This window comes from Microcystis sp. LEGE 00066 (assembly GCF_015207925.1).
GTDB classification, from domain to species: domain Bacteria; phylum Cyanobacteriota; class Cyanobacteriia; order Cyanobacteriales; family Microcystaceae; genus Microcystis; species Microcystis ichthyoblabe_A.
On record NZ_JADEVX010000119.1, the window covers coordinates 1 to 13,851 of the forward strand.

11 protein-coding genes and 1 pseudogene are annotated in these 13,851 nt (G+C 42.5%); 8 read left to right on the top strand and 4 right to left on the bottom strand.

The features are described 5' to 3' along the window. Positions 1-612: 612 nt before the first annotated feature. Positions 613-2,013: a 3-isopropylmalate dehydratase large subunit gene (leuC, locus tag IQ224_RS15785; RefSeq protein ID WP_002744944.1), complete on the bottom strand. Its 1,401-nt coding sequence runs from the start codon at positions 2,011-2,013 to the stop codon at positions 613-615. 278 nt (positions 2,014-2,291) lie between these two features. Then, positions 2,292-2,426 (bottom strand): annotated as a pseudogene (locus IQ224_RS25055) (glycosyl transferase family 4); the annotation flags it as partial. Positions 2,427-2,804: 378 nt separating this feature from the next. Between IQ224_RS25055 and IQ224_RS15790 the strand changes: the two are divergent. The 3 genes from IQ224_RS15790 to IQ224_RS15800 all read left to right on the top strand — a co-directional run bounded on the left by IQ224_RS15790 (position 2,805) and on the right by IQ224_RS15800 (position 5,023). Continuing rightward, the gene (locus IQ224_RS15790; protein ID WP_002744943.1) at positions 2,805-3,512 is read left to right on the top strand and encodes a PIG-L deacetylase family protein; all 708 of its coding nucleotides are present in this window, start codon (positions 2,805-2,807) and stop codon (positions 3,510-3,512) included. A 90-nt stretch (positions 3,513-3,602) separates the two neighbouring features. Further along, on the top strand, positions 3,603-4,169 hold the full coding sequence (locus IQ224_RS15795) for a sugar transferase (protein WP_002738376.1): 567 nt from the start codon (positions 3,603-3,605) through the stop codon (positions 4,167-4,169). Between the two features lie 11 nt (positions 4,170-4,180). Continuing rightward, complete coding sequence (locus IQ224_RS15800; RefSeq protein ID WP_036401343.1) at positions 4,181-5,023, top strand: formyltransferase family protein; 843 nt, start codon at positions 4,181-4,183, stop codon at positions 5,021-5,023. A 61-nt stretch (positions 5,024-5,084) separates the two neighbouring features. Here the strand turns inward: IQ224_RS15800 and IQ224_RS24640 are convergent, their stop codons facing one another. Both IQ224_RS24640 and IQ224_RS15805 read right to left on the bottom strand, forming a co-directional pair. Continuing rightward, positions 5,085-5,219: a hypothetical protein gene (locus tag IQ224_RS24640; protein WP_255527470.1), complete on the bottom strand. Its 135-nt coding sequence runs from the start codon at positions 5,217-5,219 to the stop codon at positions 5,085-5,087. A gap of 63 nt (positions 5,220-5,282) precedes the next feature. Then, positions 5,283-7,580, bottom strand: a complete 2,298-nt coding sequence (locus IQ224_RS15805; RefSeq protein WP_194033184.1) for a bifunctional (p)ppGpp synthetase/guanosine-3',5'-bis(diphosphate) 3'-pyrophosphohydrolase — start codon at positions 7,578-7,580, stop codon at positions 5,283-5,285. Between the two features lie 225 nt (positions 7,581-7,805). On the opposite strand from IQ224_RS15805, the gene patD reads away from it, so the two are divergent. From patD to IQ224_RS15830, 5 genes are all read left to right on the top strand, one after another. Further along, the gene (gene patD / locus IQ224_RS15810; protein WP_194033185.1) at positions 7,806-8,162 is read left to right on the top strand and encodes a heterocyst frequency control protein PatD; all 357 of its coding nucleotides are present in this window, start codon (positions 7,806-7,808) and stop codon (positions 8,160-8,162) included. A gap of 248 nt (positions 8,163-8,410) precedes the next feature. Further along, positions 8,411-10,036 (top strand): ABC transporter ATP-binding protein, encoded by a 1,626-nt coding sequence (locus tag IQ224_RS15815; RefSeq protein ID WP_194033186.1) that lies wholly within the window; start codon positions 8,411-8,413, stop codon positions 10,034-10,036. A gap of 55 nt (positions 10,037-10,091) precedes the next feature. Next, complete coding sequence (locus IQ224_RS15820) at positions 10,092-10,337, top strand: hypothetical protein (RefSeq protein ID WP_002738900.1); 246 nt, start codon at positions 10,092-10,094, stop codon at positions 10,335-10,337. Then, a complete protein-coding gene (locus tag IQ224_RS15825) occupies positions 10,331-12,466 on the top strand; it encodes a glycosyltransferase (RefSeq protein WP_194033187.1) in 2,136 nt (711 codons plus the stop codon). The genes IQ224_RS15820 and IQ224_RS15825 overlap by 7 nt, the downstream gene beginning before the upstream one ends. A 325-nt stretch (positions 12,467-12,791) precedes the next feature. Then, positions 12,792-13,763: a M48 family metallopeptidase gene (locus IQ224_RS15830; RefSeq protein WP_194033188.1), complete on the top strand. Its 972-nt coding sequence runs from the start codon at positions 12,792-12,794 to the stop codon at positions 13,761-13,763. The last annotated feature ends 88 nt before the right edge of the window (positions 13,764-13,851 follow it).

A 13,851-nucleotide genomic window follows, 5' to 3' on the forward strand; every position in this document is an offset into this window, starting at 1 on the left:
GTGGGGAAGTGGGGAAGTGGGGAAGTGAAGCATTTGGCTGAAATTTCCCTAAACCCCTAAATCCCTATCACCCTATCACCCCAAAACCCTATCACTCTATCTCCTGACTCCTGACTCCTGACTCCTGACTTCTAACCCAATGTTGGACAAAGATAAGTAAAAATTATTGATTTACTGCAAAAACTTGAGAATATTTAAATTAACATTCCGCAATATTTATAAATTCTTAAGAATTAATTGAGAAATATTTTTATTTAACAACGACGTTATCATGGTTACAGCGATTTGATAGAATTTCATAATGGGTTGTTCTGTGCTTTTTTGGGCAGCAATGGTTGAAACCCTTGCCACACCTAGAAGGTGATCCTAATTAAAACGGGTAAATCAGTCAATTTCACCCACAACGATGATCTTTTTTTTATGTAGTTTTATTGCAAAAAAAAAGTTTTTTTGACAAAAAGCACAAAGTATGATAGGAACCCAAGGTATTTCTGGTTGCGAGTAATTATTGTAGAGAAGGGAGATGGGAGAGGGGTGTGGGGTGTTTTCTCAGTGAACTGATAACTGAATACTGACTCCTGACTCCTGCCTCCTATCTCACCCTTGAGATAACTACTGTAACAACTCCCTGGGATCGGTGACTTCCCCTTTAATCGCTGCCGCTACCACCATCGCCGGACTCATCAACAAAGTACGCCCGGAAGCGGAACCTTGACGACCTTTAAAGTTACGATTGGAGGAGGAAGCGCTGATCTGATCTCCCTGCAATTTATCGGGATTCATGGCTAAACACATGGAACAGCCAGCCTCGCGCCATTCAAAGCCCGATGCTAGGAAAATTTGGTCTAATCCTTCCGCTTCCGCCTGTTTTTTGACTCTTTCGGAACCGGGGACGATAAAAGCTTTCACATGGGGGGCAACACGATGACCTTGGGCAAATTTGGCCGCTTCGCGCAGATCACTGATCCGGCCGTTAGTACAGCTACCGACGAAGCAGACATCGATTTTTGTGCCTTTAATCGGGGTGCCGGGGGTGAGTTTCATGTATTGATAGGCTTCCTCTGCGATCGCTCTTTCACTTGCCGGTAAACTATCGGGAGTGGGAATGACTTCGTTAACCCCGATTCCTTGGCCCGGGGTGATCCCCCAAGTAACGGTGGGTTCGATTTCGCCGGCATCAAAGACCACCACATCGTCATAAACTGCATCGGCATCGCTTTTAATGCTTTCCCACCAATTAACCGCACTTTCCCAGTCTTTAGGCGCAAAATCAAGACCTTTGAGGTAATCGTAGGTGATCTGATCGGGGTTGATATAACCACATCGGGCCCCACCTTCGATCGCCATGTTACAAATCGTCATCCTTTCTTCCATGGACATCTGTTCAATTGTACTACCAGCGTACTCGTAGGCGTAACCAACACCGCCTTTTACGCCCAATTGACGGATAATATGGAGAATTACATCTTTAGCATAGACTCCAGGGTTTAAATCGCCGTTTACCTCCACTCGACGCACTTTTAATTTCGATAGGGATAGGGTTTGGGTAGCAAGAACATCGCGTACTTGGGAAGTGCCGATGCCAAAAGCGATCGCACCAAAAGCGCCATGAGTGGAGGTGTGGGAATCACCACAGGCGATCGTCATCCCGGGTTGAGTTAGACCCTGTTCAGGAGCGATCACATGAACTATGCCCTGATTGCCAGAACCGATGCCGTAGAAAGGAATATGATTGGTTTGAACATTAGTTTCGATCGCTCGGATCATTTCCTCGGCCAAATCGTCAAGGAAAGGACGTGCTTGATTTTCGGTGGGGACGATGTGATCGACGGTGGCAATAGTCCGTCCTGGAAATAATACTTTTAAACCCCTTTCTCTCAGCATCGAAAAAGCTTGCGGACTGGTGACTTCATGCACTAGATGCAGTCCGATAAATAATTGTGTCTGTCCACTGGGAAGAATCTTAACCGTGTGTGCGTCCCAGACTTTATCGAATAATGTTCTTGCGCTCATTGACTTGGGAATGATAGTCATCTCCCTAATCATATCAGCTAACCCTGGCCGATAAGTATTAATTTTTTCTTTTCTCTTGGTTAGGAGGGATAAGAGATAAATAGCTTTGTTTTTGCCAGATTAAAACCATCAGTTCTTGAGTGAAAGAAACGACTTTCTTCAATAACTATTTGAGTGATTAATTCTGCTCCTTACCCCCCGTTTCCTATAATCTTTCAAGAGGATTTAGTCTAACATTCTCTAGGTTTGAATAACCCCTCAGTCCATAGCAAAAAAAATTATTCTTTTCTTGTCACTGATAAATTATGCTCGCTAACTCTCTTGTTCAGATAAATTTCTCCGAGAACAATTAATCCTAGAATCAGAGGTAAACTCAGCCATGCTCCTAGGTTTCCTAAGTAGTTAATACTAATATAGTAATACTCAAAGATTCTACCAAATTAACTAACAAGAGAGGTCATGGAAGTCTTACCGATATTCCTCATTGCCTTTTGCTATCAGACAACTAATACAACTAGCCATGATGATTAATCATACTCTTTTTTAGGCAACAGCAAGAAATCGTGGAGTTCAAAAGCGGGTTTCATCAATTTCCGTCTTAATACTAGGCAAATTCAAAAAAACCTTGATTGGCAAGCGCCCTTTACTTTATAGGAGCGATTAGCCCTAACAATGGAGCAATAAAATACTTAGTCGGCTTTCTTGTCATTTAGATTTCCCGCAAATTTTACCATCAATAGTAAGATAAGAGGGAGTTTCTTGTCTTGACCTATAAGTTTCCCCAGAGAAGCATGACAGTTTTAATTATTGTAGCTCATCCCGACGATGAAGTCTTGGGCTGTGGTGGCACTGCCGCCGCTCTTGCCGCTCAAGGCGTTGCCGTGTACCCTTGTATCTTATCTGGTCAGGTGGATGCCCGCCGTCAGCGTCCCGATTTGCCAGATTTATTGGAAGATATTAAGGCATCTAAAACGATAATTGGTTTTAAAAGCGCAATTTTGGGTAATTTTCCGAATATACAATTTAATACGATTCCCCATCTAGAGCTAGTGCAGTTTATCGAGCAGGCCATCCAGCAAACTCAGGCAAATATTATCTTTACTCATCATCCTCACGATCTGAACAATGACCACCATCATACCTCGATCGCTTGTCAGGCAGCTGCCAGATTATTTCAGCGTCGCTCGGACTTACCCCCCTTACGGGGACTATACTTTATGGAGATTTTATCGGCGACGGATTGGTCTTTTCCCGTGCAAGGCAATAGCTTTTCTCCCGATACTTTCTTTGAAATCGGCGAAACTTGCTTGGAACAAAAAATCGAAGCCCTGCGTTCTTATCGAGGAGTGATGAGAGATTTTCCTCACCCTCGTAGCCCTGAAATCCTGACGGGTTTAGCTGCCTACCGAGGTGGACAAGCGGGAATGAAGTATGCCGAAGCCTTTCAAACTGCTTTTCAGGCTTTGACAATTGGGGGGATTAGAGGTTATACCAAGTAAAAAGTTAAAAGTAACAAAGGGAAAACTTGATCGTGTCTGGGTTTTCGCTGTTCTTTCTCTAGCTTAAATTGTGAAAGTTGGTGTTGATCTATGTATAGTTCTTACGGAAAACGTCTTTTAGATATTGTCTTAGCGGCGATCGCATTATTAATTCTATCTCCGCTCATGTTATTAACCGCCCTAGCCATTTATCTAGAGGATGGTGCTTCGCCGCTGTTTCGACAACAGCGCGTCGGCCAAGAGGGAAAATTGTTTGAACTGCTGAAGTTTCGGAGTATGGGGGTTAATGCGGCCCAAGTTCCTTCGGCGCAGGCTAATTCTTTAACGATTACTCGTATTGGCCAATTTATTCGTCGGACTAATATAGATGAACTGCCCCAGTTAATTAATATTTTACGAGGGGATATGAGTATAGTTGGCCCTCGCCCTGCCCTACCTTCTCAAACAGACCTGTGCAGCTTACGAGAGCGAAACGGCTCCACTGGTTGTAAACCGGGGTTAACGGGATTAGCACAAGTCAATTCCTACGATAATATGCCTGATTTAGAAAAGGGAGAATGGGATGGTAAGTATGCCAGTAAGATCTCCTTTTGGGGAGATGTAACTATCATTTTTAGAACCTTTGGTTATCTAACTAAAAAACCTCCAGTTTATTAAGGTCAGTTTTTATGAAATTTGCTTTTGTTACCTGTGTACAATTGGGTCTTGCTTGTATGGAAACCATCTACGAACAAGGTGGCAAACTAGACTTAGTGATTACTCTCAAAGATAACCTCGCTCAAGATAAATCAGGGCGGATTTATGTGGATTCTTTCTGTCAGCAGCGAGGTATAGAAGTTGTAAAAATTCGTAGTGTCAACGCTCCAGAAGTTATTCAATCCCTGCAAGAGAGAGAAATCGATTGGCTGTTCATCATTGGTTGGTCTCAAATTGCTAAACCACCGGTTCTTCAGGCAGTAAAAAGGGGTGTACTAGGAATGCACCCGACACTGCTGCCCGTAGGCCGCGGTCGCGCTTCTATTCCTTGGGCGATTATCAAAGGATTACCTGAAACAGGAGTGAGTTTATTTCAATTAGATGAAGGGGTGGATACAGGCCCGATTTTAGCCCAGGAAAAATTAGCGATCGCTGCTGATGAAACAGCAACGACTCTTTATCAACGGGTGGCGATCGCTCACCAGCAGTTGATCGGTCGCATCTGGCCAGAACTAATTAGCGATCGCTTACAACCAAGACCACAAGATGACTCTCAAGCGACTGAATGGCCTGGAAGGACTCCCGAAGATGGGCAAATTTACCCGACGATGACCGTCACCGAGGTGGACCGTCTGGTGCGTGCCACCACCCATCCCTATCCAGGGGCATTCTGGAAAGAACAAGACCAAATGATCAGAATCTGGCGTGGTGCGATCGGGAAATCCGCACAACCGCAACCCCCTAACAGCCGGCGCTTGTATCTAAGCGATGGTGTTTTTGATGCTATAGACTATGAGGGCCTGAGTTCGACATAAATAACACCCCTAATTCTGCCCTGGGCTAAAACGTTGTTTAATCAGGGCAACCACCAGAAAACTAATCAGAAAACTGATGACTGAGAGTAGGGATAATAACATAGGGATTTTTGCGCTCAGATTCATTATCGATCCTACGCTGTTCGGTGACAAAAAGTGCAGATATTGCCCTCGTGGTTTTAGTCAGTGTCAGCATCCCACTTCCAAAGCTAAGGCGCTCCGGGGTTTGGGGGATATTAGCAGAAATTTTAGGTTTAACTTACTCTCGATCGCTTTTTACCTGACTGATGCGACGAACGTTTAAAATATCGCTCATCAGCTTAATTTGAATAACACAGCGTTCAAATTGTTGCAGGTCTTTTACTTCAATTTTCAGAGAAATTAAAGCGGGTTTACCGAAATTAGTCTTAACTCCGGCATTGCGAACGTTAATATTTTGGTCACTTAAACGAGAGAGAATATCTTTTAAAACCCCGACGCGATCGATCACTTCAATCTGAATATTTACTGGATAAGTTTGATAACGTCCCTGGTCATCTATAGGGTTCCAACTAACAGGAATTAAGCGTTCAGCTTCGGCTTTTTCCACATTCGAGCAGCCCTGACGGTGAATAACAATACCTTCCCCGGCGTGGGCGACTATACCGGTAATATTTTCTCCAGGTAAAGGACAACAACAACCGGCCAAACGATAGACTAATCCCTCCACACCGGCGATCGGTGATTTACTAACGGGTAAAGCCTTTTGAACGGGAGAAGGTGGTAGAATCAATTGGGAATCAGTCAGGACATCGGGCGGATTTTTGACGGTTAAAATTTCCTGTTGATTTTTAACTGTTTCTTGCAGACGATTAACCACATTTTTTAGGGTAACTTCGCCGTAACCCAAAGCCGCCAATAAATCATCTACTGCCACATAATTGCACTGTTTAGCCACCGATTGCATTCGTTCTGATTTCAGCAGGGCATCGAAGCCAGTTTTACCCAATTCTTTCTCTAATAAATCACGACCTCGGCTAATATTTTCTTCTCGGCGCGATTTTTTGTACCATTGCCGGATGCGATTTCTGGCGCTAGGAGTAACGACAAAATTTAACCAATCTAAACTAGGGTGACTATTTTTGCTGGTGAGAATTTCCACCAGATCACCATTTTGCAAGGGAGCATCAAGAACTGACCATTTACCATTAATTCTTGCCCCTTTCATCTGATTACCTACTTCGCTATGAATATGATAGGCAAAATCTACCGGTGTTGCACCTTGGGCCAGAGCCACCACATCACCTTTGGGGGTGAAAACATAGATATCTTCTTCAAAGAAATTATTTTTCAGACCATCCATGTATTCTTGGCCATCTTTAAGGTCTTTTTGCCAGTCGAGCAGATTACGCAGCCAAGCAAATTTTTCATCGGCGGCGGTTAAAGTTGTTTGACTAGAACCAGTTTCTTTATACTTCCAATGGGCTGCAATCCCGTATTCAGCAACATGGTGCATTTCTAGGGTGCGAATCTGCACTTCTAGGGGACGGGCATTTAAACCAACAACGGTGGTATGGAGAGATTGATAACGGTTAGCTTTTGGTAAACCGATATAGTCTTTAAAACGGTTGGGAATCGGGGTAAATTGGTCGTGAACTACGGCTAAACAACGATAACATTCCTCTTTAGTTTCGACGATAATGCGGACGGCGGCGATATCATAAATCTGCTCGAATTCTTTGCCCTGATTGTGCATTTTATGATAGATGCCGTAGAGATGTTTGGGGCGACCTTGTAAATCAAGAACTTTTATGCCAATTTCTTGCAATTTTTCCCGCAATGTGTTAGTAACGGTTTCGATGCGGGACTCTCGATCGATACGTTTTTCCGACACCAATAACTGCACGGTGCGATAAGCATCGGGTTCGAGGTATTTAAAGCATAAATCCTCTAATTCCCATTTAAATCGCCCAATCCCTAAACGGTTAGCCAGAGGAGCAAAGATTTCTCTAGTTTCGAGGGCAATGCGTTGCTGCTGTTGCGGGTTAAGGTGTTCGAGGGTTTGCATATTGTGCAGGCGATCGGCTAATTTCACCACGATGACGCGGATATCTTGAGCCATCGCCAGGAACATTCGGCGAAAATTCTCCGCTTGCCGTTCAGTTTTGCTAGAAAAGTTGAATTTGGAGAGTTTTGTCACCGCTTCCACCAAATTACGCACCTCGACACCGAATCTAGCCTCGATTTCTTCGGGGGTGACTTCCGTATCTTCCACCACATCGTGAAGGAATCCGGCCGCGATCATTGCCCCATCACCCCCCAGATCTCGCAGTAATCCCGCTACAGCTATCGGATGGGCGATATAGGGTTCCCCGGATTTGCGATACTGCCCCTCGTGGAGTTTGTGAGCGAAATTAAAGGCCCGACAGATTAAATCGCTATCGGGATTCTGGGGGTCGTTTTCGTAGGTAATTAGGCATTCTTGCAGCCAATCGGGTAAAACTAACGCTTTTTTCGGTTCCGTGGCCCGGGGAAGGGCGGTGAGGGTTTCTGGTTGGGTGGCAGTGATGGCGTTCATGGTTGGATCGGGGGGATAATAGGGGTGGTGGAGACGGATAACTAGAAAATTATTAGGCCGAAGGGATGCCAGATTGCTTAATTCTCTAACACTAGAATCGGACTTATCGGCGAAAAGGATGCGATTCTTTTAAGTTTTTGTCTCTGGTTGGGAGGAGAGAGGACTTGCAACCGTGACGGCAAATCGTTAATCTTATGTAACAAATTCTAACGCTCTTTGTATTGGATGCTACCGACAAATTACCATCAAGCCTACGAATCTTTGTTAAGAAAACTGGAGGATTTCAGTCTTGCCCTTCTGGATGGGGATGCTTCCACGGGGTTACAATCTTTTCAAGCTTTACAAACCTGTCTAGAAGGGGAGATATTGTCACTAAATGATGACAATTGCAGTCCAGAGGTGGCTAATCGTTGGCGCGCGGTCCAGACGGAACTATATCGATCGTGGCGATTGCTGGAGACGGATTGGTTATTTTTGGCATCAGCGCGGCAAGGACGGGAGAAGCGTTTACAGATAATTAGCGAGCGAGTAGCGACTTTAAAGGGGTATTGTCGGCTTTTGTTAGGGGCAGTTGTCGATTAACTGATTAAATGCTCGATCGCCGTTTGTGTGGCATACTTGACCCTAGGTAGGCGTTAAAAATTATCAGATGCCCCCCTTATCAAGGGGGATCCCCCCGCCTATCGGCACCCCCCTTATCAAGGGGGATCCCCCCGCCTATCGGCACCCCCCTTATCAAGGGGGGCAGGGGGGATCAGAGGCAAAATCTATCTTCGATTTAATTATAACTACTTACTTAAGTCCTAACTTTTATCGTTACTGATCGCCTCATGTTGGAAATTAAAGACCTAAAAATTGCCTACCCGACCGAATTAAGTTCTCCCTCTTGGGCGATCGATGGGGTATCTTTGAGTATAGGCAAAGGGGAAACTCTGGGATTAGTGGGTGAATCTGGTTGTGGAAAATCGACCATCGGTAAGGCTATTTTAAGGTTATTACCTAATCGCACTCACGTGGAAGGTGAGATTACCTTTGAAGGGCGATCGCTTTTATCTTTATCTAGCAAACAGTTAGAAAAGTTTCGCGGGGAAGCGGTGGGATTAGTCTTTCAAGATCCGATGACGCGACTGGATCCGCTGATGACTATTGGCGATCATTGTGTGGAAACTTTGCAAGCTCATCGGGGAAATTTAACCTATCGTCAAGCTAAAAGTCAAGCTTGTACTGTCCTAGAAAAAGTGAAAATTCCCGCTAATCGTTGGTCCCAATATCCTCACGAATTTAGCGGGGGAATGCGGCAAAGAGTGGCCATTGCTTTAGCTTTATTATTAAACCCTAAGTTAATTATTGCCGATGAACCCACCACCAGTTTAGATGTGACGGTTTCGGCGGAAATTCTGCGGGAATTAAAGCGTTTATGTAGCGAGGAACAGATGGGATTATTGTTAATTTCCCATGATTTAGCGCTGGTGGGAGAATATTGCGATCGATTAGCGGTGATGAAGGGGGGCAAAATTGTCGAATCGGGAGCGGTAAAAACAGTTTTTAATACACCTGAACACCCCTACACCCGTTCTCTTTTAGCCGCCGCTTTACACCTACAGTTACGCGAGGAAAAATCAACAGCAATTCAAGGTAAAGAAACGGTGTTAAAGGTGGATAATTTAAAACAGCATTATACCCTAGAAGGTAACTTTTTAGATGGTTTTTTCAAAAAAGAAAAGAAATTTATTAAAGCGGTGGATGAAGTCAATTTTGAACTGTATCGAGGGGAAATATTCGGTTTAGTTGGGGAGTCGGGGTGTGGGAAAAGTACCCTATCGCGAACCCTATTACAGTTAATTAAACCCACCGGGGGAAAAGTGGAATTTTTAGGAGAAGACTTAACCCCTTTATCGGGGGAAAAAATGCGTCCCAAACGACGCTTAATGCAGATGATTTTTCAGGATCCCCTCGCTTGTCTCAATCCTTTAATGACTGTGGGAGAAAGTATCGCTGATCCGCTTTTGATCCACCAAAAAGTCAGTCTAGAAAACGCTAAAAAACAGGTTTTAGAAATGTTAGATCGAGTCGGTTTGACACCGGTAGAGGAATTTTATCGACGCTATCCTAAGGAGTTATCGGGGGGACAACAGCAAAGGGTAGCCATTGCTCGCGCTTTAATTACTCGTCCAGAATTAGTTATTTGTGATGAACCGGTTAGTATGCTCGATGCTAGTGTCCAGACACAGGTTTTAGAGTTAATGTTAGAGTTACAAAAGTTATTTAATCTCACTTATTTATTTATAACTCATGATCTTTGGTTAGCGAGATTCCTCTGCGATCGAATTGCGGTGATGACTGCGGGTAAAATAGTTGAAATGGGTGACACTGAACAGATTTTTAGCCATCCCCAACACCCCTACACCCAAAAATTAATCGCCGCAGCCCCGAGAATTTATCCCGACAGCAACTAAAATCGCTCTAGGGGTTTATAATTGTTATTGTCTAGATATGGTTAGGAAAGACAAAATGGCCAGACAACTTCAGATAACTCTCCCTGAAGATACCATGCAACTTCTTGATCGATGGTTGGCGAGTAGTGATTATCCTGAAAAAGAATATAATAATTTAATTAATGAAGCGATTAAATTATATATTATGGAACCACAGAGAAACTACCTCAAGCAACAATTAAAGGAAGGAGCTATTGTTAGAGCAGAAAGAGATTTAAATTTAGCACAAGATTGGTTTTCTCCAGAGGAGTATTTATGGTAATAATGATTATTTTCAAAGTTAAAAAACTGCTGAAAAAATTTGTCTTTAGTCTCCAGGAGGAAGGATGGAAACCAGCACTGAAAAAGACGAAACGAAAAATTATCAAAATTCTCACAGGAAAGAGTTCCTCTGAATTTGAAGAACAGGTGATCGAAAGTGCTAAACTAGCTGAACCCCGACCCCTAGAAATTGCCAGTAGTGATGATCCTTTCGTCTCGATTATTATTCCTGCTTATAACCAATTTGCCTATACCTTTAACTGTTTGGAATCCTTGAGTGTTAACTTAAGTTCTGATTTAGCTTATGAAATAATCATTGTTAATGATGCTTCCACTGATGACACCTTAGAACAATTAGCAACTTTAGTTAAAGGAATTAAAGTATTAACTAATGCAGAGAACTCTGGTTTTATTCGTTCCTGTAATTATGGAGCTAGTCAAGCAAAAGGTCAATACCTATATTTTCTCAATAACGACACTCGTATTCTGGAAAATTGTCTAGAAAGTTTATTAAAATTAATTGTCAATAATCCCCAAGTTGGTGCGGTGGGTTCTAAGTTAATTTATGCTAATAGTAAACAACAAGAAGCGGGGGGAATTATCTGGAATTCTGCCGATGGTTGGAATTATGGACGCTTAGATAGTCCCGAGGAACCGGAATATAATTATGTCCGTCCCGTGGACTATTGTTCGGGAGCAAGTTTATTAATTCCTACAGATTTATTTAAGCAATTAGGTGGTTTTTGTCAAGACTTTATCCCCGCATATTACGAAGATACAGACTTATGTTTTGCCCTCCGAGAATTGGGTTATCAAGTCCTTTATCAACCCCAATCTAACGTTATTCACTACGAAGGAATCACCTCGGGAACAGATCTTTCCAGTGGGATCAAACAATATCAAGTGATTAATCAAACTAAGTTTCGAGAAAAATGGTCAAAGGTATTAACTAAACACCTAGATAACGATGCTAATAATGTCCCCAGAGCTGCCCGACGTTTACAAGGAAAACCGACAATTTTAGTCATTGACTCCTACGTTCCACTATACGATCGAGAGTCTGGCTGTGTGCGTTTATTAAATATTCTTAAGCTACTGCTCAATTTAGGCTATTCAGTGATTTTCTTTCCCGATAATGGCTATCCTGAACAACCCTATACTTCCGTCCTGCAACAGCTGGGAATTGAGGTTATTTATGGCACAGCGCAAAGATATAATCTAGAAGAAAAATTAATCAAATATTTACCTCTGATCGATGGAGTTTGGTTGTGTCGTCCCGAATTGTGCGATAAGTATATGGACTTAATTCGCTTAAAAACAAAAGCACCAATCATTTATGATACAATTGACCTGCATTTTCTACGTTTAAAACGGCAAAAAGACTATCTCGATCCCAGTTATCAAAATACTAGCTGGAGTTGGGAAACCTATCAGAAATTAGAGTTAAACTATGCTAATCAAGCGGAAGCAACCGTAGTAGTAACGGAAGACGAAAAGCAGGTTTTATCCTCTTTAGGAGTGAAAAATGTTTGGGTAATCCCCAATATCCATGAAGAAATTTCCCTGTCAGAAAAAGTTGCTTTTGACCAGCGATCGGGTTTAGTATTTATTGGTAGCTACAATCACCCTCCTAATATTGATGCAGTTAAGTGGTTATGTTTAGAAATTATGCCCTTAGTTTGGGCATCCCGTCCTGACATTACCGTTAATTTATTAGGAAGTAACCTCAAGGATGAAGTGAAAGAATTAGCCAATGATCAAGTGATTGTTACCGGTTATGTCCCCGAAGTAGAACCCTATTTTCAAAAGAGTCGGATTTTTGTTGCTCCCCTGCGATTTGGTGCGGGAATGAAGGGTAAAATAGGTCAAAGTCTTTCCCTCGGATTACCCACTATTACCACAAAAATTGGTGCGGAAGGTATGGGATTAATTGACCATCAGGATGTTTTAATTGCCGATACTGCCGAGGAATTTGCCCGCGCAGTGATCGAACTCTATGATAATAGGGAATTGTGGCAAAAACTCGCTGATAATTCCCTAGAAACTATTAAGAGATACCAACCCGCTACCGTGCAAACTAACCTACAAGCTTTGTTATCGAATCTAGGAATTATTGCTAAGGATAGTTAACAAGAATAAAGCTCATTTCTCCCACAGGTCTATTCTATGTCACCGAAATCAAATCAACTTTGGAATCCGCAATTTTGCAGATGTATCAAGCATTTGTATAGAATCAATTTAGGACAAGTTTTGACTTTTTTATTCTATAAACCTCTTGCATAATTAATTTTTGAGGTTTCAAAAACGGCAAGAATAAGGATTAAATGGCATAAAATCTGTAAATAGAGCATTTAATTGCTTATTATTCATTCTTAATTCTCCTGACTCCTGACGACCGGCTACTGACTCCTAACCCTAACAACAATTTTTGATTTTTACAAGAGGTTTTATTAATATGCCAAGTTATCCTGATATCTCCAGTCAAGCTTTTAAACATCCCCTAGATCAGCAAGCTGAACAGGCCTTAAGATCAGTTCCAGGGTTTGACTTATTAGCGAAAAGTTTTTCCGAATATCTCTATGAACGTCCCCAGCAAATTTTATTAATGGGCAATGATCTAAAAGTCGGCCCGCGTCAATATGCTACTTTATACGGTATATATCGCCAATGTCTGCGGGATTTAGATATGTCCCCAGAACCGAATCTTTATGTCAGTCAAAACCCTTTAGCCAATGCCTATTCTTTGGGTTCGGAACATCCCTATATTGTCTTTAATACTGCCCTTTTAGACCTCTTAGATGAAGAGGAGATTCGAGTAATTCTTGCCCACGAATTAGGTCATTTAAAATGCGAGCATAGTATTTTAATTCAACTTTCTTTTTGGGTGATGGGAGCGGCTAATTTGCTTGGAGACATCACCTTAGGACTAGGAAAAGCCATTACTACTGGTCTAGTTTATGCCTTTTATGAATGGCGCAGAAAAGCCGAATTATCCGCAGACAGAGCCGCTTTATTAGTTACCGATGATTTAAATTTAGTCCTGAGAACTTTAATGAAATGTGCAGGAGGAAGTCAAAAATATCTGCATGAATGCAACTTAGAAGAATTTATTCGCCAAGGGGAAGCCTACCGACAATTAGACCAAGATAACTTAAACCAGATTTATAAATTTCTCATTTATCATGGCGGTAATGGTTCCTTTTTAACCCATCCTTTTTCCGTAGAAAGAGTCCAGTATCTACAGGAATGGTTTAACTCAGAATCCTATCGTCAAATTCGCTGGGGAAACTATGCCAAAACAGGGGTAAAAAGCTCAACTAATGTTGATGCTAATGATAGCGAAAGCGAAAGCGAAAGATTACAGCGACAAATAGCAGAACTACAAGCAGAAATTCAACGGGCAAAAAGACAAAGAAACCGTGAATAATCTATACGAAGGCAAAAGGCAAAAGGCAAAAGGCAAAAGGCAGCTTTGTTCTCCCCACACCCCAAACCCCACACCCTGCTCTAATACA

Excerpts from the sequence above, each read along its gene's own strand:
- leuC (WP_002744944.1), bottom strand. The coding sequence starts at position 2,013 with ATGAGCGCAAGAACATTATTCGATAAAGTCTGGGACGCACACACGGTT.
- IQ224_RS15790 (WP_002744943.1), top strand. The coding sequence starts at position 2,805 with ATGACAGTTTTAATTATTGTAGCTCATCCCGACGATGAAGTCTTGGGC.
- IQ224_RS15795 (WP_002738376.1), top strand. The coding sequence starts at position 3,603 with ATGTATAGTTCTTACGGAAAACGTCTTTTAGATATTGTCTTAGCGGCG.
- IQ224_RS15800 (WP_036401343.1), top strand. The coding sequence starts at position 4,181 with ATGAAATTTGCTTTTGTTACCTGTGTACAATTGGGTCTTGCTTGTATG.
- IQ224_RS24640 (WP_255527470.1), bottom strand. The coding sequence starts at position 5,219 with ATGCTGACACTGACTAAAACCACGAGGGCAATATCTGCACTTTTTGTC.
- IQ224_RS15805 (WP_194033184.1), bottom strand. The coding sequence starts at position 7,580 with ATGAACGCCATCACTGCCACCCAACCAGAAACCCTCACCGCCCTTCCC.
- patD (WP_194033185.1), top strand. The coding sequence starts at position 7,806 with ATGCTACCGACAAATTACCATCAAGCCTACGAATCTTTGTTAAGAAAA.
- IQ224_RS15815 (WP_194033186.1), top strand. The coding sequence starts at position 8,411 with ATGTTGGAAATTAAAGACCTAAAAATTGCCTACCCGACCGAATTAAGT.
- IQ224_RS15820 (WP_002738900.1), top strand. The coding sequence starts at position 10,092 with ATGGCCAGACAACTTCAGATAACTCTCCCTGAAGATACCATGCAACTT.
- IQ224_RS15825 (WP_194033187.1), top strand. The coding sequence starts at position 10,331 with ATGGTAATAATGATTATTTTCAAAGTTAAAAAACTGCTGAAAAAATTT.
- IQ224_RS15830 (WP_194033188.1), top strand. The coding sequence starts at position 12,792 with ATGCCAAGTTATCCTGATATCTCCAGTCAAGCTTTTAAACATCCCCTA.